This is a genomic window from Saccharococcus sp. Marseille-Q5394, assembly GCF_946901335.1.
GTDB classification, from domain to species: domain Bacteria; phylum Bacillota; class Bacilli; order Bacillales_A; family Planococcaceae; genus Sporosarcina; species Sporosarcina luteola_C.
Genome location: NZ_CAMPPQ010000001.1, coordinates 1,299,882 through 1,320,518, shown reverse-complemented (window position 1 = coordinate 1,320,518; position 20,637 = coordinate 1,299,882). Strand labels below are relative to the sequence as shown.

Sequence of the window (20,637 nt, the reverse complement as noted above, 5' to 3'; positions counted from 1 at the left end):
AATTATACAACAAAGTGAGTGAGTATTGTAGTTAATTGACATAGTTGACCTTTTAGAAAAGAAGTAAAATGAGGGAAATAGTGTAGATGAAAGGGGTTATTCAATGAGATTTCAAGATCGGATCGCAATCGTGACGGGCGGGGCGGATGGAATTGGCAAAGAAATTGCTCGCAAAATGCTTGCTGAAGGCGCTACAGTCATCATTACCGATATTAATAAAACCGCTTGTGAAGATACGGTGACGGAATTTCAAATGGACGGTTTCAACGTTCATTCATTTCCAGCGGATGTTTCACAAAAAAAAGAAGTAATCGAAGTGATTGAAAAAACAAAAGAACAGTTTGGAAAGATTGATATTTTAGTGAACAATGCGGGGGTTGTCCGTGATGCAAGGATAACTGAAATGGAAGAGGAAGATTGGGATCTTGTAGTAGATGTCTGTTTAAAAGGTTCCTTCCTTTTTGCTAAATATACGGCTGAGCATATGATTTCTCAAGAATACGGGAAAATTGTCAATATTGCTTCCCGTGCTTATTTGGGAAATCCGGGACAGTCCAATTATTCCTCTGCAAAGTCCGGTGTTCTCGGTCTGACGAAAGCGCTTGCAAAGGAATTGGGCAGGTACAACATTACTGTAAATGCGATTGCGCCAGGTTTGATTGAAACAAATGCATTACGGAACCATCCGAAGGCCGAAAAGATTAAAGAGCTTCAAAAGCGTGATTCACCCATCAAACGTGTAGGCACAACCGAAGACGTTGCAGATGCAGTGATGTTTTTCGCATCGGATGCTTCCTCTTATATTACAGGGGATATTTTACACGTGACAGGCGGAAGATTCGGCTAATCGAACGGGAGGCGAACGCAATGGCAAATATCGAACGTAAAGCCATTCCCATAATGGATGGTTTGTGGCAAATGGAAGCAGATGACAATCCACACTTGATGGGAAGTCGATGCAGGGCGTGTGGAGAGATGTTTTTTCCTCGAAAAACCCTGAATTTTTGTATGCATTGTCATAAAGAGTCATTGGAAGAGATACTATTTTCCGGCAAAGGACGCGTCTTGATGCTAACAAAAGTGGAAAGACAACCAGCTGGCGGTTTTTATAAAGGTGAGGTTCCTTATACATATGGAATCGTGCAATTGGATGAAGGAATAAATATATTCTCACAGCTCGTGGATGATTCTACGCTATCGGCTGATGAACGTGTCGAGATGGTTGTAGTGAAGTTGTATGAAGAAGATGAGCACGATGTCATGACTTTCAAGTTCAAAGCGGATAGCACGCTCCGGGAAGGGGTGAGAGATGATGGTGAATAACGCCCAATGGAAAGATGTATATGTTCAAGGAACCTATACAACAAAGTGGGGTTTTTTCCCTGGTGTTTCTACCAGTTCGATGGGAGCAGAAGCGATTGTAGCTGCCTTAAAAGACGCTCAAATCAAGTGGGGAGAAGTGGACGCAGTTTTTGCAGGAAGTGTCTATCAAGGAACAGCTTCCGGGCATCGAGTAGTAGGTGAAGTTGGATTTACGGGCATTCCCATCGTCAATGTAGAAAATGCTTGCTCAAGCGGAGCTACAGCTTTTCGACTTGCTTACGATTCAATTCGTTTAGGGCAATACAAAACCGTACTCGCCATCGGATTTGAAAAAATGCCCAGGGGACCGATTCCGAGTACTGCTTTTCCAAGTTGGCAGTTAGCGATGGGCTTTAATGTGCAACCGGCTAATTATGCACTGGAAACGATGGAATACATGCACCAATACGGAGCTACTGTAGAGGATTTCGCGAGAGTCAGTGTGAAAAACAGGCGAAACGGTTCGCTAAATCCCAATGCCCGATTCCAAAAAGATGTCACCGTAGAGGAAGTGCTCCAATCGGCAATGGTCGCATCTCCACTTCGTTTACTGAATTGCTGTCCATTGGCGGATGGGGCGGTCGCGATGATTTTGACGAATAAGCCGACGAGCGATCGTGCAATTCGTGTTGCAAGTTCCGTATTGGTATCGGGTGTATACGGGGAAGAATCGTATCAATCCGGCATTACGGCAAGCGTCCACCACTACCCTTCGGAAGGCATTGTCGAAAAGTCAGCCCGGGAAGCGTACGAAAAGGCAGGCTGCGGTCCAGAGGATGTCCAGGTCGTGCAAGCATACGACAGTATGGGACCTGGTGAATTGTGGGACATTGAAAAACTTGGTTTTTGTGCAAGAGGAGCAGCACCTGAATTGTTGCGCGAAGGTGTCTTCGATTTGACGGGAAGATTGCCGGTTAACACGGATGGCGGACTGTTATCCAGAGGTCATCCACTTGGTGCGACGGCTTTGGCACAAATTCATGAGATTGTATTGCAATTACGGGGAGAGGCCGGTCATCGACAAGTGTCCGATCCTAAGGTCGGTTTGGCACATGCGATGGGGGCAGGTCCAAATAGTGCAGTAACAATATTACAGCGGTGAGGGGGTAGAAAAGGATGGAAGATAGTGGGCTGTTCTATGAGGATTTTCAAATAGGAGATAAATTCTTATCTCCTTCACGTACTGTTACAGAAACGGATGTCGTCAATTTTGCAGGATTATCAGGTGATTATAATTTGCTTCATATGGATAAGGAGTATGCCAAAAACACAGTTTTTCAAGAACGGATTGCTCATGGGTTGTTAGGCCTGTCTATCGGGTCCGGCCTGTTTACACGCACAGAGCTGAATCGACGAATGAGTAAAAATCTGATTGCACTTTTAGGTCTTGAATCATGGAAGTTTTTAGCGCCTATCAAAATTAGCGATACGATTCACCTGGAAATTGAAATCATTGATAAGAAGGATACGAGCAAACAAGATCGTGGAATAGTGAAATTTAATCGGAAAATCATAAATCAAAACGGAATCACGGTTCAAGAGGGATTGACACCGATGATGATTGCAAGGAGAACGAACTAGGGGGATTTGGAATGGCTTATCAATTAACGGATGAACAAGTAATGATCAAAGAGACATTGGTGAAATTTCTTGAAAAGGAAATTGCACCTATGGTGGAAGAATATGAACGAAATGAAAAACCTGTTACAAAGGAGATTGTGCAGAAGCTTGTCCCTTTTGGCTTTTTGGGTGGGCTGCTACCCGAGGAAGCAGGCGGCCATGGTCTGGATTACACAACCTATTTTACAATGATAGAAGAATTATCCCGAGTATGGCCTTCTTTACGAGCGACGGTCGGCATTTCCAACTCCGTCCTCACGCATATCTATGAATATGGGACGGAGGAACAGAAGGAAAAACACTTAGGTCCGTTGCTGCGCGGGGAAAAGCTCGGTTTCTTTGCCCTTACGGAGCCGAATGTCGGATCGGACGCATCAAGCGTTGAAATGCGTGCTGAATTAAAGGATGAAAAATGGATTCTGAATGGCACTAAAATCTTCATCACCAACGGCTTGGAAGGTGAAATTGGCATTGTCATCGCACAGACAGATCAAACATTAGGGAATAAAGGGATTGCCGCTTTGCTGATTGATAAAGAAGAAACATCTTTTCTAGCTACAAAAATCGAGAAAATGGGTACTGTAAGTTGTCCGTTTGCTGAACTGGTTTTCGAAAACAGTGAAGTCCCTGCCGAAAATGTTCTAGGCAATGTAGGAGAAGGATTGAAACAAGGGTTGAAATTTTTGAACAGTGCACGTGCCATGGTTGCATATATTGCCACAGGCATTTCTCAAGCTTGTTTGGATGCTTCCATTAAATATGTGAAGGAGCGCCATCAGTTCGGGAAGCCGATTGGAAGTTTTCAATTGATTCAGGAAAAGATAAGTGAAATGATTACGTTGACGAATGCGATGCGCTTGCTCGGGCAGCAAGCAAGCTCCTTGCTTGACCAAGGGAAAGATGCAAAAGTGGAATGTTCAATGGCCAAATACTTTGCAACGGATCGCGTACTAAGAGTAGCGGAAGAGGCTTTGCAGATCCATGGAGGGTACGGGTATACAAAAGAGTTTCCTGTAGAGCGCTATTATCGTGATATCCGGTACTTTACCATTGCTGAGGGAACAAACGAAATACAAAAATTGATCATCGGACGAGAAGTGTTAGGCATATCCGCTTTTGTGTGACCACAATTGGAAATGAATGAGAGAGGTGACCGAAGTGAGAATGCTAGAAGGAATCAAGGTTGTGGACTTGACGAATTTATTGCCGGGTCCTTTTGCAACCAATATTTTGGCGGAATTAGGGGCCGAAGTGATAAAAGTGGAGCGGCCTGATGGCGGTGATCCGGCTCGTCATATGATTCCAGGGTTATTTGAAACATTGAATAGACAAAAAACGAGTGTAGTGCTCGACTTGAAAAACAAGCAAGATCAGGAAACACTCAGGGAATTGATTGAAAACAGTGACGTACTAATTGAAGGTTTTAGACCAGGGGTTATGGAAAGATTAGGTTTCGGGAAAGAGGATGTTGCAAAACTTAATCCAGAACTCATTTATTGTTCCATCTCGGGCTACGGGCAAAATGGACCGTACCGCAATCTTCCGGGACATGATTTGAACTACTTGGCGGTCGCTGGTGTCCTGAGTATCAGCGGGCAGCCGAATGGAGCCCCGGAAGCGGCTGGAGGTATTCAAATCGCAGATCTTGCTGCTTCACTCTATGCGACGATTTCAATTTTAGGGGCATTATTGAATAAAGTGCGTACGAATTCAGGCGGCGTTTATCTCGATGTATCTTTGGTGGAAAGTGCACTTGCTTTAATGGGTCCCCGCATTGCGGAGTATTATGGAAGGAACGAACCAACCAAGTCCGATTTTATGAGCAGGGGAGCATACAACACATTTCTGACGAAAGACATGAAATATATTTCTATTGCTTGTGTAGAAGAGAAGTTTTGGGAAACTTTTTGCGAAACTGTTGGAATGAAAGAATTTTTACTCGACAATTTGTTTAACAGTTGGACGAAGCGAATGGAAAATGCTGAAATCATTAATCGCAAAATTGAAACGATAATTGCTCAAAAAACATTGTCCGAATGGCTGGCGATATTCAATGAAGTCGACTTACCCGTCAGTCGTGTCAACATGATTAACGATTTGTTGAAAGATCCGCATTTGAAGTATCGGAATGCAATCATCGAAGAAGATAATCGGATTAAAATCCAATATCCAGTGAAGATAGCGCTTCAAAATGATTAAAGTAAAGGGGAAGTAAAGATGGGTCTTTTAGATGGAAAAGTTGCGATTATTACAGGAGCAGGAAGAGGAATCGGCAGAGAAACTGCATTGTTGTTCGCAGAAAATGGTGCAATTGTTGTCATTTCAGATTTGGACACACAACCTGCGGCTGAAGTGGAAAGCGAAATCGTGAAAAACGGAGGCCAGGCTCTTGCGATTTGCGGGGATATTACAAATTCGGAGTTTCCACGTCTGTTGATAGAAGAAACGGTAGAGAAGTTTGGAAGAATCGATATTTTAGTGAATAACGCCGGTGTGACACGTGATAGTTTGATCCATAAAATGACGGATGAACAGTTTCAACAAGTGTTGGATATCCATTTGGTCGCTCCTTTTCGATTAATCCGCGAGGCGGCTCCTTATATGCGAGAAGCAGCAAAAAATGAAATCGAACAAGGGATTGTGAATTACCGGAAAATCATTAATGTCTCATCCGTTTCAGGTCTTCGGGGAAATGTGGGACAAGCAAACTATTCGTCTGCCAAAGCAGGAGTTGTTGGATTGACAAAAGTCGTTGCCCAGGAGTGGGGGCGTTATAACATCAATTCAAATGCGGTAGCGTTTGGGTTCATCGAAACAAGGATGACACAATCACTTGAATCTAGTGAAGACCAGACAGGCATTCCAGACAAAGTGAGGCAAATGTTTATCGACAAAGTCCCGCAAAAAAGGACGGGGCAGACGCGGGAAGCAGCGGAGGGAATCCTTTACCTTGCTTCTCCAATGTCCAATTATGTGAATGGCCAAGTGTTACAAATTAACGGTGGTTCTTACACTTGATTTGACAATAAGAAGGAGACGGGTGGTGATGGGATGTATGAAAAAATCGGACCCATTGAAATTTTTGGAGACAATTCAAGCAAAGTGCCGTTTTGTACGACATTGCTGCTGACGAACGACCGGGAATCCGCATTATTGGAATGCGGAGCCGGTTTCGACAGTTTGAAGTATATTGAAAAAAACTATTTCGTGCGTGATATTTACTTAACCCATCATCACATCGATCACGTGTGGGGCGTCCCTTTTTTCCCGAAAGCTAACGTGTATATCAATCCGTTTGATTTTGAAAAAGCTTCGGATATCCATGCCATCTCGCATGCGGACGGAATGCTAGCATTTCAAGATGAGAAGACATTTCCAATTTGGTTGAAGCAACAGGAAAACAGGCATTTCGGGGACATCTCCATTGGAAAACGTACAATTCAGGCGGATTATATATATCCGATGGATAAGCCGATTGAAATTGCGGGCATCGATGTACATTTTATCCATGCCCCGGGCCATTCGGAAGGGTATACGGTCCCATATATTGAAAAATACGGAATTGCCTATGTAGGAGATTTCGACTTGACATCCTTTGGTCCATTTTATAATGAATTGGAAGCCGAAATCGACGATTTTATCACATCCGCAAAAAAAGTTGGAGATCTTGGAGCCAAGTACTTTGTAACGGGGCATCATAAAGGAATCGTTTCCAAAAAGGAGTATAACGAAAAAGTCATCGATTTTTTAAATATAATTGAAAAGCGGCATGAGAAAATTTCCCGGTGTATCCGTAATGGGGTCTCCCCGGATCAATTGATTGAACAAGACATTTTTTATCGGAAAGAACAACGAGAAGGTTCGATTTTACGTTTAAAGAATGAAGTCATCGGCATCTATAAACATTTGCAACAGTTGCTGAGGGATGATGAGGTTTGTACGCAATTTGTTGAGGCGTTTATTCAGACCCATATTGCTAGGCCGGAATACTTGAAATGGTAGTGGAAAGGGGCTTGGAAAATGAGAAGAAAATGGCATGATTTTTATCCTGAAGGAATTCCTTATGACGTGGAAATTCCAACGGATGTATCAATTTACGATACCTTCGAAGAGGCAGTTGGAAAATCCCCATCATCACTCGCTGTCATTGATGAGGAACTTGTGATGACCTATTCGGAATTAAAGGTAGCCACGGAGCGTCTTGCTAAATATCTTTATAAGCAGGGTATGAAAAAAGGCGATCACGTCGCGGTGATGTTACCGAATTGTGCAGAATACGTCGTGTGCTATTTTGCCCTACAACGGCTTGGCTGCACGCAAGTCCAAGTAAATACACTCTATCAGTCGAGCGAACTTACCCATATCTTGAATGATAGTAAGGCTAAATGGATTGTATGTGATGACGCCCAAGTCCCTAAATTGAAGGCAATCGAATTAAGTTCAGAAATCGAAAAAGTTGTTTTTGACGCGGAAAGGGATTTATTTCAACGTATCTGCTTTCATGATGAGGAGACAGCAAACATCCAATTGCCGAATGTCCCAATCAATCCAATGGAGGACGTCGCCTTCATTCAATACACAGGCGGCACAACCGGTAATGCAAAAGGTGTAATGCTGACACATTATAACATAGTCGGCTATATCATTCAAAACCGTGTATTCTACTTTTTAAGGGAAAATGAAGAGATTACACTCGGCAATACACCAATGGCTCATGTAATGGGGATTGGCTACCTTAATCTTACAATCGCTGTGGGTGGTACCTATATTATTGTGAGACGGTTTAACATCCTAAAAGTGAAAGAGTTGCTGCTAAAATATGCTCCTACTATTTTTATCGGCGCGCCAACCATTTATATCGCTTTACTGAACAGTGATGAGATTGACGACGATGATTTAAAAAGTTTGAAAATATGTACATGCGGAACAGCACCGTTACCGTTGGAAGTGATCAAGGAATTTGAAGAACGTTCTGGTGCGCAAATTATGGAAGGCTATGGAATGTCAGAAGTACTTGTTACACATCGCAATCCACTATCGCAAAAAAAGACTGGTAGTATCGGAATTCCAATCCCGGGCGTCGATTGCAAAATCGTCAAGCTGGAAGATCGAAATGTGGAAGTTCCCGCAGGCGAAGAAGGGGAATTGCTGATCAAAGGACCGCAAGTGATGAAGGGATACTGGAACAACCCGGATGAAACCGCTCAAGCATTGATTGACGGATGGATGGCAACGGGCGACATCGCGGTGATGGATGAAGACGGCTATTTCTTTATTGTGGGAAGAAAAAAAGATTTGATCATTGCAAGCGGCTATAATATTTATCCGATAGAGGTTGAAAATGTAGTTTATGAACATCCTGCCGTATTTGAAGCGTGTGTGTTCGGCGTGCCAGATTCGTATCGTGGAGAAACGGTTAAATGTGTTATTGTGCTGAAGGAAGGTCAAAAGATGACTGAAGAAGAAATCATATCCTTTTGCAAAGAAAGGCTTGCAACGTATAAAGTGCCGAAAATTTTTGAATTCCGTAAGTCTCTTCCTAAAACAGCGGTCGGAAAAATAATGAAACGGCAACTGATGAAAGAAGAGTTAATGAAATGAACCCAGCTTAGATGGTAACGGAATGTTACTGTTTAAGCTTTTTTATTACTTTGCTTTGAGTGTATATGGAGTTAACAATAAAAACTAAGTTCTTTGTAGGTTTCCTACATAGTAAGAAGCATAGAACAAACGGTAAAGTGGTAGTAATCTTTTGAATAAAAGAAAAATGGTGTGAGAAAAAGTTGACATTTATAAAAAGGGGGATACGTGCATGAAAAGAAAAGTCAAAGTGATTGGCGTCGACATGGTGAAGTTTGTAAAGCCCGGTATGCAGGATCCATACGAAGTGATGGCATCCAAAGCGATTAAAGGTGCAATTAAAGATGCGGGAATTGAGTTCAAAGAAATAGAACATGCCTATGCCAGTTATGTTTATGGTGACAGTACTTCTGGACAAGCGGCCTTGTATAAAGTCGGTGTAAGCGGGATACCTGTTTTTAACGTCAATAATAATTGTTCATCCGGCTCTACGGCTCTATTTCTGGCCCGGCAGGCAGTCGAGAACGGTATTGTTGAATGTGCGCTAGCGTTCGGCTTTGAAGAGATGAAGCCCGGAGCGCTTTCGACAGTGTACGGAGATCGAACGACGCCGATGAAGGCATTTGTCGATCGATTAGAAGAGTTGATGCCTGGTTATTCATTGGAATCTCCACGTGCAGCTAGAATGTTCGGATCTGGCGGAATGGAATACATCGAAAAATATGGGGCGAGCCCGGATATTTTCGCCAAAGTGGCGGTGAAGACGCGCAGCCATGCCATTCATAATCCTTACTCGATGTTCGACAAGCCTTTGACAGTTGAGGAAGTGCAGAATTCACCGATGATTTTCCCTCCCTACTTGACAAGATTCTGTGCATGCCCACCATCTTGCGGTGCCGCGGCTGCAATTATCTGCAGCGAGGATTTCGCGAAAAAGCATGGGCATGAGGATGCTGTCGAAATTATCGCCCAGGCGATGGCTACAGATAACGAGCTGACATTTACAACAGGTGCGATGAATTTGGTAGGAGCGGACATGACGAAACGGGCTGCGAGTCAAGTATTCGAACAAGCGGGTATCGGTGTAGAAGACATTGATGTCGTCGAACTGCATGACTGCTTCACCCCGAACGAAGTGATCACCTATGAAGGGCTTGGCCTATGCGAAGAGGGGGGAGCCGAGAAGTTCATCAATGACGGTGACAATACGTACGGTGGAAAGTTCGTTGTCAATCCTTCGGGCGGCTTGATGTCCAAAGGCCATCCGATCGGAGCGACCGGTTTGGCGCAATGTACCGAATTGGTCTGGCAGCTTCGGGGAGTGACCGGGAAAAGACAAGTGGAACATGCGCGCGTAGCTTTGCAACACAACCTTGGTCTTGGCGGTGCGGTCATTGTGACGATGTATAAAAAAACATGATGGGGGTGGCTAAATGCGGTATGACCATTATCATTCAATCGACATCCGGATGGATGGAGCAGTCTGTATCGTTTCATTGAATAAACCTGAATTGCGCAATGCGCTTGCCGAGGAGATGCGAGAAGAATTGAAGGAATTCTTCCAAATGGTTGGTGATGACCGTTCAGTTCGATCGATTGTTTTGACAGGCAAAGGAAACGTGTTTTCAGCGGGCGGCAATTTAAAAGCACTTCAACTACTAGATTCTAAAGAGATTCAAAACAGGATGGAAAGAAGTCATGAACTGATCCGACTCATGCTTCGTTTGCAAAAACCGATCATCGCAGCAGTCCACGGTGCAGCTGCGGGTGCCGGCTTTAGCTTAGCACTTGCGTGCGATATGATTTTCGCAGCGAAATCTGCGGTTTTTATACAAAGTTTCATCAAAATTGGAGTTGTTCCCGATTTAGGTTCACTATACTTCCTCCCGCAACTCGTTGGCAGGCATAAAGCGATGGAACTGATGCTTCTTGGGGAGAAAGTGCATTCTGATGAAATGCAGAAGCTGGGTGTTGTCAATCGTGTAGTGGAAGATGGAGAGCTGCTCGGGGAAACATTGCGTGTTGCAAGGCAAGTGGCGGGAAATCCAACATTAGCAATGGGGCTTATTAAACAAATGGCAACCTCAGGTACGTTGGAAGAATTGGAAAAGACGTTTGAAGCTGAAAAACAGTCACAAAGCATTTGTTTTGAATCCGACGACTTCAAAGAAGGTGTGCAAGCATTTTTCGAAAAACGAAAACCCGTCTATCATTGATGCTTTAGACGGAAAAAGGAGGGAACTTGCTTGGTCTATGCCGATCCGCGTTTAGAACAAATCAAAAATACGAAGATTGATTCATTCACCTATAGGATTGAAAAAGGGAAGATAAAGGAATTCGCCACCGCCCTTGGCTATACCAGTGAAAAGTACTTAAATGGCGATGCAGTGCCGCCAACTTTTCCGACTGTCATTGAATTTTGGGGCGGGCAAATTTCCATGTCAAAGGTTCTCGGATTGAACTTGTCCAAAGTGCTGCACGGGGAGCAAAGTTACGAGTATGCCGGCGTTCTAGAAGCAGGGGATGAAATCACCGTTCATACGGAAGTCGAAAAAGTTTTTATGAAAGCAAAGATGAATTTTATCGTGTTGAAAAAGACATTTCTAAATCAGCACGGGGAATTGGTGCTTATAAGCCGCTCAACAATTATTGAAAGACATTAGGAGGCGATTGGTTTGACGGTTAGCCGGCATTTAGAAACGTTGCAGAAAGAAAAGATAACCCATACACAGATTGTCCGGTATGCTGGGGCATCAGGTGATTTCAACCCGATCCATACAGTCGTCCCTTTTGCGCAAGAGGCGGGGCTAGGAGACGTCATTGCACATGGCATGATGATTATGGGCTTTGTCGGCCAGGCGATTGAAGGTTGGTTCCCATCGGGCCGGTTAGATAACTTTACAGTTCGTTTCAAGGCGATGACAAGACCCGGCGAAAAAATCATGATCAATGGCTGTGTTACGGATGATGCTGGCGACCGGCTGCATTGTGAGGCATCTGCGGCCAATGAAGCGGGAGAAGTGAAAGTGGAAGCCAAGTTCACAATCCGCATACAGCGATAGGAGTGAGGGAAGTGGACATAGTGGATGGGAAGGAAAAGAAGATGCTCGGGAAGACAATCATTCCGGTCATTATGGCACCAATGTTCCTAGTCTCTAGCCCGGAATCAGTCATTGAAGCTTGTAAAGCAGGTATAATCGGGACATTTCCTCTGCTGAATGCACGGAGTCCCGAAGCGCTGGAAAATTGGTTTCAGACGATTCGTGAAGCATTAGATCCGGCGAAACTCAATACGTCAGAAATCATTTCGCCATGGGGAGTCAATCTTATTGTACATAAGACGAACAGGCAGCTAGATGTACATTTGGAGGCAATTCGGAAATACGAGCCTCCGATTGTCATTACTTCACTTGGCAATCCCCAGGCGATTGTAGATATTGTCCATGATTACGGTGGCGTGGTCCTGTCGGATGTCATCTCCACCAAGCATGCCCGAAAAGCGGCAGAAGCGGGTGTGGATGGGCTCATCCTTGTCTGCAACGGTGCTGGTGGTCATGGCGGTACGCTGAATCCGTTTGCATTTGTGGGTGAGGTTAAGCAATTTTGGCAAGGGCTAACAATTGTAGCGGGCTGCATTTCGAACGGTCGGGACATTGCTGCCGTACAAGCGTTAGGAGCGGATTTCGCTTATATGGGTACGAGATTCATAGCGGCGGAGGAGACGTTGGCGGACGCTGAGTATAAGGAAATGCTACTTGAAGCTACAGCGACGGAGATTCTTTACACCGGTGCCATCTCGGGCGTCAAAGGAAATTATTTGATCCCAAGCATCGTGAAGGCTGGTCTCGATCCCGAAAATTTACAGCAGAAACGAGATTTTAACTCCAACTTCCGCGAAAATGAACCGAAAGCATGGAAAAATATTTGGGGTGCTGGGCAAGGCGTCGGGGCAATCACAGAAATCCAATCGATTGCATCAATCGTGGAAAGGTTACAGGAGGAGTATCTTCAAACAGTAGAGCGATTACGGCATATTTGAAAATACGTGTTGAATATACAATGGAGGTTTTGTTGAATGAACATTTATGTACTTGTAAAACGAACATTCGATACTGAAGAAAAAATCACAGTGAAAGACGGGAAAATTGTAGAAGACGGAGCCGAGTTCATCATCAACCCGTACGATGAATACGCGATAGAAGAAGCGATTCAAATCCGTGACGCACAAGGCGGTGAAGTGACGGTCTTGACAATCGGCGATGAGGAAGCGGAAAAGCAATTGCGCACAGCACTCGCAATGGGGGCGGACAAAGCCGTTCTTATCAATACGGAAGATCTTGATGAAATGGACGAATTCACGGCGGCAAAAATCATCGTTGACTATTTGGACGACAAAAAGGTAGATCTGATCCTTGCAGGAAACGTTGCAATCGATGGGGGTTCCGGCCAGATCGGTCCACGAGTCGCCGAATTGCTAGGCATCAACTATGTTACGACAATCACAAGCCTGGAAATAGATGGTTCATCCGTGAAAATCGTCCGTGACGTCGAAGGGGATTCCGAGACACTCGAAACATCACTCCCATTGTTGGTGACTGCGCAACAAGGCTTGAATGAGCCACGCTATCCATCCTTGCCTGGCATCATGAAAGCGAAGAAGAAACCGCTTGAAGAGCTAGACCTTGACGATCTGGACATTGACGAGGACGATGTGAAAGCAAAAACGGAAACGTTGGAAGTATACTTGCCGCCACAAAAAGCGGCTGGCCGTGTACTGGAAGGCGATATTGCAGCGCAAGTACAAGAACTTGTCGCTTTGCTCCATTCAGAAGCAAAAGTCATTTGACAGATTCATAAATCAGGAGGGATTCATTATGTCTAAAAAAGTGTTAGTGTTCGGGGAAGCACGCGAAGGGACTTTACGATATGTTTCATTTGAAGCAATTGCTGCTGCGAAAACGGTGGCAGGAGCCGGCGAAGTTGTAGCAGTCCTGCTCGGTGATGGTATTGCTTCGCTAGCAGAAGAATTGATTCAATATGGGGCGGACCGTGTTGTAACAGTGGAACACCCACATTTGAAATATTACACATCGGATGGTTACAGCCAAGGATTCATGGCCGTGTACGAACAGGAAAAACCGGAAGCGATCGTTTTCGGCCATACGGCACTAGGGAAAGATTTGTCACCGAAAATAGCTAGTAAACTATCAACCGGCTTGATCTCCGATGTGACAGCGATTGAAGGGGAAAACGATGATGCGCTTTTTATCCGGCCCATCTATTCTGGGAAAGCGTTCGAAAAAGTGAAGCACAAGGATGGCATGCTACTTTTCACTGTCCGTCCAAACAACATCGCTTCTCTTGAAAAAGACGGCAGTCGTACTGGCGACGTCACTTCCTTGTCGGTTGATATTACAAATCTCCGCACCGCCATCAAAGAAGTGGTACGCAAATCGACAGAGGGCGTCGATCTTTCCGAAGCAAAAGTGGTCATTGCTGGCGGTCGGGGCGTGAAAAGCGCAGACGGTTTCAAGCCGCTGCAAGAGTTGGCGAATCTTCTCGGCGGTGCAGTCGGCGCATCCCGCGGTGCATGTGACGCGGATTACTGTGATTACTCCTTGCAAATAGGGCAAACAGGTAAAGTCGTTACACCGGATCTTTACATCGCGGCAGGAATTTCGGGGGCCATTCAGCATATGGCTGGGATGTCCAATTCGAAAATCATCGTAGCCATCAATAAGGATCCTGAAGCAAACATATTCAAGGTAGCCGATTACGGAATTGTCGGCGATCTGTTTGAGGTTATCCCAATGATGATTGAAGAAATCAAACAGTTGCATGTGCATGCATAACACCTAAAAATAGCGCAATCAAAATCAGCTTTCCGACAGGTAAACCTCGGTTTAAAGGAGAAAGATGGGTAAGTAAAATCGTTCTAGCAATGCAGTAGGCAAGGAAAACTATCAAAAACACTTTGACAAACCGGGCTATCGTATTCACTTCTTTAAGTGCGTACGATAGCTCGTTTTTTTATTTGGACACGAAGTAATCGAGTCGCTTAATTTTGATGAAAAGTCTAACACTTTCCGTTATGAAAATTCATATTGACATTCCAAATCCAAAAGAATACACTTTTTGAGTAATGTGTTACACTATTTGCTTGAGAACATCATTAGAGTAACCTTTTGAGAACCGTCTACCGCAATGTGGTACCGGTTACACACTAAAGAAGTAATTGGACATAGAGATAAACTTGTCTACGAAGAAGGAAAAACAACAGGTTGCCATATTTTTTATTAAAAATGTGTAACCGGTTACCTACTTTTCCGAAAACTGAGGAGGATTTTGAGAATGAGTATAGTATGGGGGATCTTCGGATGTGCGGTTATTTTATTTATTGCATATCTTATGTCCGAAAACAAAAAGATTATTAACGTTCGAACAATGCTCGTTGGATTTTTTGCACAGGTCCTATTAGGATTTATCGTCCTTAAATGGGGAGCTGGAATTGCAGTCGTTGAGTTTGTATCTGACGGTGTCAATAAAGTGATGGGGTACGGGATGGAAGGTCTCTCCTTCGTATTCGGTTCATTAGCAGATAAAAACGGTCCGGTTGGATCTATATTTGCCATCAATGTACTAACCATTATGGTTTTCCTATCTGCTTTGATTTCACTTTTATATTATTTCGGGATTATGCAGCTGATTGTAAAAGTGCTCGGTGGATTAATTTCAAAGTTCATGAAAACGGGGTATGTCGAATCGACAAATGCCGCGATGAATATCTTCTTAGGGATGACACAGTCGGCTATTTCCGTAAAGCCGTATATTAGCCGGATGTCTAGGTCGCAAATTTTCGCCATCATGGTTGGTGGATTGGCTTCCGTTTCGGGGGCAGTTTTAATCGGGTTGGCTGCAATGGGTATTCCAATCGAGTACTTGCTATCTGCAGCGATAATGTCCGCGCCCGCAGGTTTAATGCTTGCAAAGCTGATCATTCCTGAGACAGATCCTCTCAATCCAGATGAATGGAAAGAGATGGACGACTATATGGGTGAATCTAAAAAAGACACCAATATTATGGATGTCATTATCAATGGCTCTAGGGAAGGGTTAAACCTCGCTGTCAATGCAGGGATCATCTTGATTTCTATTATTGGACTTGTTGCATTGTTGAACGGAATATTAGGCGGGGTCGGATCATTATTCGGATTCCCTGAGCTCTCATTTGAAACGATCACGGGGTATATCTTTGCGCCGGTCGCGCTCATCATCGGTATTCCTTGGGATGAAGCACTTGCTGCAGGGAACTTGCTTGGACAGAAAATGATTTTAAATGAATTCGTTGCATTTACATCGTTTTCAACGATGATTGAACAATTCTCCGAAAAATCGATTGCAATTCTGACATTTGCATTATCCGGCTTTGCGAATATCGGATCAATCGGAATCATTCTCGGGATTATGATCGGTGTAGCACCGACTCGTAAAAAGGATATTCAAGCGATGGCTCTTAAAGCATTGATTGCTGCTACATTAGCTAACTTGCTAAACGGAGCGATTGTAGGAATATTCTTCTTCTAAATCTACTAGAGAATCTTGACGCATACCCTTTTGTCATGCACACTATGTGTAACCGGTTACCGATAATTACCAATGGAGTGATTTGGAATGGCTTCTATTAGAGATGTTGCAAAACATGCAAGCGTATCCGTTGCAACCGTGTCACGGGTGTTGAATGACAAAGGGTATGTGGGTGCAGAAACACGGAAGAAAGTGGAGGCCGCGATCGCGGAATTAAACTATCGACCAAATGAAGTTGCAAGAAGCTTGTTCAAAAAGCAATCGAAAACGATCGGTTTGATTCTGCCGGATATTATGAATCCTTTCTTTCCTGAATTAGCTCGGGCGATTGAAGATACTGCATCCAAACTAGGATATACCGTGATTTTATGCAATTCCGATGAAGATGAGGAAAAAGCACAGCGGTACGTAGATGTTTTGCTTCAGAAATATGTAGATGGCATTATCATCTCCTCCAACACAATACAGGAAAAAACGATTCGTGAGCTGACTATACCTGTCGTTTGCATAGACAGGGAAATTAGTAAAGATATCCCGACAATTGTCGTTGACAATAAAAACGGCGCGCGAATGGCTACCCGCTTTTTAATAGAAAAAGGGCGTAGGAAAATCGCACATATTAGAGGGCCGCTCGATATAGTAAACGCCAATGAGCGCTGTGAAGGCTATCGAGAAATAGTGGCTGACGAACAATGGTTCAACGAAAGTTATATCGTCAATGGGAATTACCGTATGGAAACGGCAACAGAGGCGGTGTTGGAGCTTTTACGGCAGCATCCCGAAATTGATGGGATTTTTGCTGCGAATGATACGATGGCGATTGGTGCGATGAAAGCGGCCTACCAGCATGGATTAAAGGTTCCTGAAGATATTTCGATCATTGGATTTGATGGCATCGCTTTAGGGAAGGCGTCAATACCAGAACTGACAACGATTGAACAGCCTTTGTATGAGTTAGGGCAGAAGGCGGCAAAGGTGCTCATCAAGCTCATAAAAGGGCAAGTCATCGAAGAAACATTTTATCAATTTGATGTTCAATTAGTGGAGAGAGATTCAACGTAAGGAGGGTGGAATCATCATGGGACAAGCCCCTAACATAACAATCGTCGGAAGCATCAATATGGACATCGTGACGATTACCGATCAACTGCCTAAAATGGGCGAAACGATACTCGGTCAGCAGTTTCAAATGAATCCAGGTGGTAAAGGTGCAAACCAAGCAGTCGCGTCCGCGAGACTTGGCGCAGCCGTTCAAATGATTGGCTGTGTAGGTGAAGATCTTTTCGGTAATGAGATGATTGCACACCTTAACAGCGAAGGCGTTGACGTGAGCAATGTGGAACAAGTTGCTACACAGACTGGAACTGCTTCCATCACCGTTTCCAATAAAGATAATAATATTATTGTTGTACCAGGTGCGAATAATCATGTGACGGCTTCATTCGTGGAAGCTAAGAGAGACGTAATTGCGGAGAGCGATATACTAATCCTGCAGCTTGAAATTCCGTTGGATGGTGTCCTAAAGGCAGTTGAAATTGCGACGAAAAATGGCGTTATTGTCATATTGAATCCGGCTCCTATCCGTGAGCTGCCAGCTGATCTACTGAACAAAGTCGATTATTTAACTCCGAACGAACATGAAATCAAGCATTTGACGAATGAGAAAAATCATGCAGAACTCATTGAGAAAGTGATCCTGACAAAAGGCAGTGAAGGTGTTTCTTATTTCCAGAAGGGGAAGGAGATAAACATTCCGGCTTACACCATTGACGTTGTAGATACGACGGGTGCTGGCGATTCATTCAACGCCGGCTTTGCTGTTGCATTAGGGCAAGGGTTATCTGTAGAAGCTGCTTGTCTTTATGGAAATGCAGTAGCTGCTTTATCAACGACAAGGCTCGGCGCTCAAACGGGAATGCCGACTGCTGATGAAGTGCAGGAGTTTCTAAGCAATAAAAACTAAGTAAGAGGAGTGAGTGGTTTGAAAAAGGTCATTTTAGACGTGGATACGGGTGTAGATGATGCACTCGCCATCCTTTATGCAGTTAATAGTAAACAACTAGATATTCTTGGTATTACAGCAGTATCCGGTAATGTTCCGCTTGAGCAAGTGAATATCAATACAAACAGGATCGTAAAGCTATTGGGAGTGGAAGACCAAATCAATGTGTATAAAGGTGCAGACCGTCCACTCTTAAAACAGCCTTATCACGAGTTCAGAGTACACGGGAATGACGGCGTCGGCGGAGCGCTTGACGATATCGCGATCGATTTTCCTGAACATGATGTCTTTGCTCCGGATTTTATTATCGAGCAAGCGAAAAAGCATAAAGGCGAACTTACGCTAATTGCAGTCGGACCGCTTACGAACGTTGCGTTGGCTGTACGTAAAGAGCCAAGGTTAGCTGAATGGCTGAAAGAAGTCATCATTATGGGTGGCCTCGTCCAATCAGCGGGAAGAGGAAATACGATTCCGACATCTGAATTCAATATTTACGCGGATGCAGAAGCAGCAAAAATCGTTTTCCATTCAGGAATGAACATAACATTAGTAAGTTTAGACGTTACGAGACAAGTGTTGCTGACAGAAGAGCATATCGAGGAATTAAAAGGTACGAAGTATTACGATTTTGTTAAGCAAAGCACTGTCGATTACAGACAATTTTCGATTGACCTCTACGGCATAAATGGTTGCGCGTTGCACGATCCATTGTCGGTCGGTGTCGCTCTAGATCCGACGTTCGTTCAAACAGAAAAATATTATGTCGATGTAGAAACAGAATCCGAGCTCAGCTACGGTCAAACGATCTGTGACTTCAGAAACATCCTGAAAAAAGAACCAAACGTCAACATCTGCGTCGGTGTAGACAGCGAAAGATTCCTGGAAAATTTCTTAGAGTACTTAAAGAGATAATGAAAAAAATACCGCCAGGTTCATCGCCTGCAGCGGGATTTTTTACCTTTCTGTTCAGCGATTAAAAACCAGCTATCAAACGAGTAGTTAACTCGATGGAATAGCTGGTTTTTATGTTATACTAATATGCTTGCTAGTACCTGTTTTGAACTGGCACTAACTAATGAAAATGATAAAGTTGAGGAATGCATATGTCGAATGAACAATTGAAAAAAGGGAGTCTTTTGGCGTTTTTGCCGCTCATTGTCTTTGTTGTCCTGTTTATCGGCTCAGGAATCGTGACGAAAGACTTTTACAATATGCCTTTGAACGTCGCGATGCTTATCGCGGCAGCCGTGGCGCTTACAATGAATCGGCGGGAGACGTTCAGTAAAAAGGTCGATGTTTTTATGAAGCATGCGGGGCATCCGAATATAATATTAATGGCTGTCATTTTTCTTTTGGCGGGTGCCTTTGCGGGCGTGGCGAAAGGAATGGGGGCCGTTGAATCGACGGTCAATTTAGGTTTGTCGTTGCTGCCCGCGAATTTGCTTATAGTCGGCTTGTTTGTCATCGGCTGTTTCATATCGATTTCGATGGGGACGTCAATGGGTACGATTGTCGCGTTGGCTCCAATCGGTGTAGGGATTGCCTCCCAAACTGACGTCCCGGTAGCGCTCGCCATGGCAACAGTTATTGGCGGCGCGATGTTTGGGGATAATTTGTCGATGATTTCGGATACGACGATTGCGGCGGTCCGGACGCAACAGACAAAAATGAAGGACAAGTTCAAAGTGAACTTCTTCATCGTTCTTCCTGGTGCGATAGTGACCATGATTCTCCTCGCTCTGTTGACACATGGCAATTCGGCGGAATTAATGGGTGAATATCCATTCGAATTGATTAAGATCTTGCCGTATGTAGCTGTTTTAGTGGCAGCACTGCTCGGTGCGCATGTATTGATTGTGCTAGTTGGCGGAACAATTTTTGCTGGCGTCATTGGATTGCTGGATGGTTCCTACCAGTTGGATACCTTCTTGCAGACGGCATCAGCCGGGATTATGTCGATGGAGGACTTGGCGATTGTTTCTATTTTGATTGGCGGAATCGTGGGGATCATTCAGCATAATGGAGGTCTGGATTATTTGCTGCGTGTCATTACGAGTAAGATCAAGTCGAAAAAAGGCGCCGAATTCGGCATTGCAGGGTTAGTGAGTGCGGCGGATATTGCAACCGCCAATAATACAATAGCAATCATCATTACGGGTCCCGTCGCAAAACGCATCGCGGATGAGTACGGTATCGATCCCCGGAAGTCGGCCAGTTTGCTCGATACATTCTCAAGCGTCTGGCAAGGCGTCTTGCCGTACGGTGTCCAAGTATTGGCGGCTGCAGGATTAGCTGCTATTTCACCGTTAAGCATCATTGTCTATTCGTTTTATCCTGTCCTGATGGGGATTTGCTGTGTCATTGCGATTTTGATAGGTTATCCGCGGTTTAAAAAAGCATAGGTGAAAAATAAAACCCCTTGAAATTTCAACGTTTCAAGGGGAAGGGACGGTTTTTGAAGCTGTTCCTTTATTTTATTCATCCCAATT

The 20,637-nt window shown here is 44.2% G+C and carries 21 protein-coding genes; all 21 read left to right on the top strand.

From position 1 onward, the window contains the following. The first annotated feature begins 103 nt into the window (after positions 1-103). The 21 genes from OC538_RS06565 to OC538_RS06465 all read left to right on the top strand — a co-directional run bounded on the left by OC538_RS06565 (position 104) and on the right by OC538_RS06465 (position 20,550). Positions 104-847, top strand: a complete 744-nt coding sequence (locus tag OC538_RS06565; RefSeq protein ID WP_262173777.1) for an SDR family NAD(P)-dependent oxidoreductase — start codon at positions 104-106, stop codon at positions 845-847. Between the two features lie 20 nt (positions 848-867). Beyond that, on the top strand, positions 868-1,323 hold the full coding sequence (locus tag OC538_RS06560) for a Zn-ribbon domain-containing OB-fold protein (RefSeq protein WP_251693904.1): 456 nt from the start codon (positions 868-870) through the stop codon (positions 1,321-1,323). Further along, entirely contained in the window at positions 1,310-2,464 is a 1,155-nt protein-coding gene (locus OC538_RS06555; RefSeq protein WP_262173776.1) for a thiolase family protein, read from the top strand. Before OC538_RS06560 ends, OC538_RS06555 begins: the two co-directional genes overlap by 14 nt. Positions 2,465-2,478: 14 nt before the next feature. Continuing rightward, positions 2,479-2,943 carry a MaoC/PaaZ C-terminal domain-containing protein gene (locus tag OC538_RS06550; protein WP_262173775.1) on the top strand — a complete coding sequence of 155 codons (465 nt, stop codon included), beginning with the start codon at positions 2,479-2,481 and terminating at the stop codon, positions 2,941-2,943. A gap of 11 nt (positions 2,944-2,954) precedes the next feature. Beyond that, complete coding sequence (locus tag OC538_RS06545; protein WP_262173774.1) at positions 2,955-4,106, top strand: acyl-CoA dehydrogenase family protein; 1,152 nt, start codon at positions 2,955-2,957, stop codon at positions 4,104-4,106. A gap of 40 nt (positions 4,107-4,146) precedes the next feature. Beyond that, complete coding sequence (locus tag OC538_RS06540; RefSeq protein ID WP_262175178.1) at positions 4,147-5,181, top strand: CaiB/BaiF CoA transferase family protein; 1,035 nt, start codon at positions 4,147-4,149, stop codon at positions 5,179-5,181. Positions 5,182-5,199: 18 nt separating this feature from the next. Further along, positions 5,200-6,000, top strand: coding sequence for an SDR family NAD(P)-dependent oxidoreductase (locus OC538_RS06535; RefSeq protein WP_262173773.1), 801 nt, complete (start codon positions 5,200-5,202; stop codon positions 5,998-6,000). A 33-nt stretch (positions 6,001-6,033) separates the two neighbouring features. Next, positions 6,034-6,984, top strand: a complete 951-nt coding sequence (locus OC538_RS06530; protein WP_262173772.1) for an MBL fold metallo-hydrolase — start codon at positions 6,034-6,036, stop codon at positions 6,982-6,984. Between the two features lie 18 nt (positions 6,985-7,002). After that, entirely contained in the window at positions 7,003-8,583 is a 1,581-nt protein-coding gene (locus tag OC538_RS06525; RefSeq protein ID WP_262173770.1) for a long-chain-fatty-acid--CoA ligase, read from the top strand. Between the two features lie 211 nt (positions 8,584-8,794). Continuing rightward, positions 8,795-9,982, top strand: coding sequence for a lipid-transfer protein (locus OC538_RS06520; RefSeq protein ID WP_251693911.1), 1,188 nt, complete (start codon positions 8,795-8,797; stop codon positions 9,980-9,982). Positions 9,983-9,995: 13 nt separating this feature from the next. Further along, positions 9,996-10,778 (top strand): enoyl-CoA hydratase/isomerase family protein, encoded by a 783-nt coding sequence (locus tag OC538_RS06515; RefSeq protein WP_262173769.1) that lies wholly within the window; start codon positions 9,996-9,998, stop codon positions 10,776-10,778. Between the two features lie 30 nt (positions 10,779-10,808). Then, positions 10,809-11,225 carry a MaoC family dehydratase N-terminal domain-containing protein gene (locus OC538_RS06510; protein ID WP_262173768.1) on the top strand — a complete coding sequence of 139 codons (417 nt, stop codon included), beginning with the start codon at positions 10,809-10,811 and terminating at the stop codon, positions 11,223-11,225. A 12-nt stretch (positions 11,226-11,237) separates the two neighbouring features. Then, positions 11,238-11,624: a MaoC/PaaZ C-terminal domain-containing protein gene (locus OC538_RS06505; RefSeq protein WP_262173767.1), complete on the top strand. Its 387-nt coding sequence runs from the start codon at positions 11,238-11,240 to the stop codon at positions 11,622-11,624. Between the two features lie 11 nt (positions 11,625-11,635). Then, positions 11,636-12,601, top strand: a complete 966-nt coding sequence (locus OC538_RS06500; protein ID WP_316044278.1) for a nitronate monooxygenase — start codon at positions 11,636-11,638, stop codon at positions 12,599-12,601. A gap of 36 nt (positions 12,602-12,637) precedes the next feature. Next, positions 12,638-13,408, top strand: coding sequence for an electron transfer flavoprotein subunit beta/FixA family protein (locus OC538_RS06495; protein WP_262173766.1), 771 nt, complete (start codon positions 12,638-12,640; stop codon positions 13,406-13,408). Between the two features lie 28 nt (positions 13,409-13,436). Further along, positions 13,437-14,414, top strand: a complete 978-nt coding sequence (locus OC538_RS06490) for an electron transfer flavoprotein subunit alpha/FixB family protein (RefSeq protein WP_262173765.1) — start codon at positions 13,437-13,439, stop codon at positions 14,412-14,414. A gap of 499 nt (positions 14,415-14,913) precedes the next feature. After that, positions 14,914-16,146: a NupC/NupG family nucleoside CNT transporter gene (locus OC538_RS06485; protein ID WP_262173763.1), complete on the top strand. Its 1,233-nt coding sequence runs from the start codon at positions 14,914-14,916 to the stop codon at positions 16,144-16,146. A gap of 87 nt (positions 16,147-16,233) precedes the next feature. After that, positions 16,234-17,208 (top strand): LacI family DNA-binding transcriptional regulator, encoded by a 975-nt coding sequence (locus OC538_RS06480; protein WP_262173762.1) that lies wholly within the window; start codon positions 16,234-16,236, stop codon positions 17,206-17,208. Between the two features lie 16 nt (positions 17,209-17,224). Further along, entirely contained in the window at positions 17,225-18,109 is an 885-nt protein-coding gene (gene rbsK, locus OC538_RS06475) for a ribokinase (RefSeq protein ID WP_262173761.1), read from the top strand. Between the two features lie 18 nt (positions 18,110-18,127). After that, complete coding sequence (locus OC538_RS06470; RefSeq protein ID WP_262173759.1) at positions 18,128-19,060, top strand: nucleoside hydrolase; 933 nt, start codon at positions 18,128-18,130, stop codon at positions 19,058-19,060. Positions 19,061-19,251: 191 nt separating this feature from the next. Next, positions 19,252-20,550, top strand: a complete 1,299-nt coding sequence (locus tag OC538_RS06465) for a Na+/H+ antiporter NhaC family protein (protein ID WP_262173758.1) — start codon at positions 19,252-19,254, stop codon at positions 20,548-20,550. Positions 20,551-20,637: the final 87 nt, after the last annotated feature.

Bases quoted from the DNA above. Each gene is read 5' to 3' on its own strand.
- OC538_RS06565 (WP_262173777.1), top strand. From the start codon at position 104: ATGAGATTTCAAGATCGGATCGCAATCGTGACGGGCGGGGCGGATGGA.
- OC538_RS06560 (WP_251693904.1), top strand. From the start codon at position 868: ATGGCAAATATCGAACGTAAAGCCATTCCCATAATGGATGGTTTGTGG.
- OC538_RS06555 (WP_262173776.1), top strand. From the start codon at position 1,310: ATGATGGTGAATAACGCCCAATGGAAAGATGTATATGTTCAAGGAACC.
- OC538_RS06550 (WP_262173775.1), top strand. From the start codon at position 2,479: ATGGAAGATAGTGGGCTGTTCTATGAGGATTTTCAAATAGGAGATAAA.
- OC538_RS06545 (WP_262173774.1), top strand. From the start codon at position 2,955: ATGGCTTATCAATTAACGGATGAACAAGTAATGATCAAAGAGACATTG.
- OC538_RS06540 (WP_262175178.1), top strand. From the start codon at position 4,147: ATGCTAGAAGGAATCAAGGTTGTGGACTTGACGAATTTATTGCCGGGT.
- OC538_RS06535 (WP_262173773.1), top strand. From the start codon at position 5,200: ATGGGTCTTTTAGATGGAAAAGTTGCGATTATTACAGGAGCAGGAAGA.
- OC538_RS06530 (WP_262173772.1), top strand. From the start codon at position 6,034: ATGTATGAAAAAATCGGACCCATTGAAATTTTTGGAGACAATTCAAGC.
- OC538_RS06525 (WP_262173770.1), top strand. From the start codon at position 7,003: ATGAGAAGAAAATGGCATGATTTTTATCCTGAAGGAATTCCTTATGAC.
- OC538_RS06520 (WP_251693911.1), top strand. From the start codon at position 8,795: ATGAAAAGAAAAGTCAAAGTGATTGGCGTCGACATGGTGAAGTTTGTA.
- OC538_RS06515 (WP_262173769.1), top strand. From the start codon at position 9,996: ATGCGGTATGACCATTATCATTCAATCGACATCCGGATGGATGGAGCA.
- OC538_RS06495 (WP_262173766.1), top strand. From the start codon at position 12,638: ATGAACATTTATGTACTTGTAAAACGAACATTCGATACTGAAGAAAAA.
- OC538_RS06490 (WP_262173765.1), top strand. From the start codon at position 13,437: ATGTCTAAAAAAGTGTTAGTGTTCGGGGAAGCACGCGAAGGGACTTTA.
- OC538_RS06485 (WP_262173763.1), top strand. From the start codon at position 14,914: ATGAGTATAGTATGGGGGATCTTCGGATGTGCGGTTATTTTATTTATT.
- OC538_RS06480 (WP_262173762.1), top strand. From the start codon at position 16,234: ATGGCTTCTATTAGAGATGTTGCAAAACATGCAAGCGTATCCGTTGCA.
- rbsK (WP_262173761.1), top strand. From the start codon at position 17,225: ATGGGACAAGCCCCTAACATAACAATCGTCGGAAGCATCAATATGGAC.
- OC538_RS06465 (WP_262173758.1), top strand. From the start codon at position 19,252: ATGTCGAATGAACAATTGAAAAAAGGGAGTCTTTTGGCGTTTTTGCCG.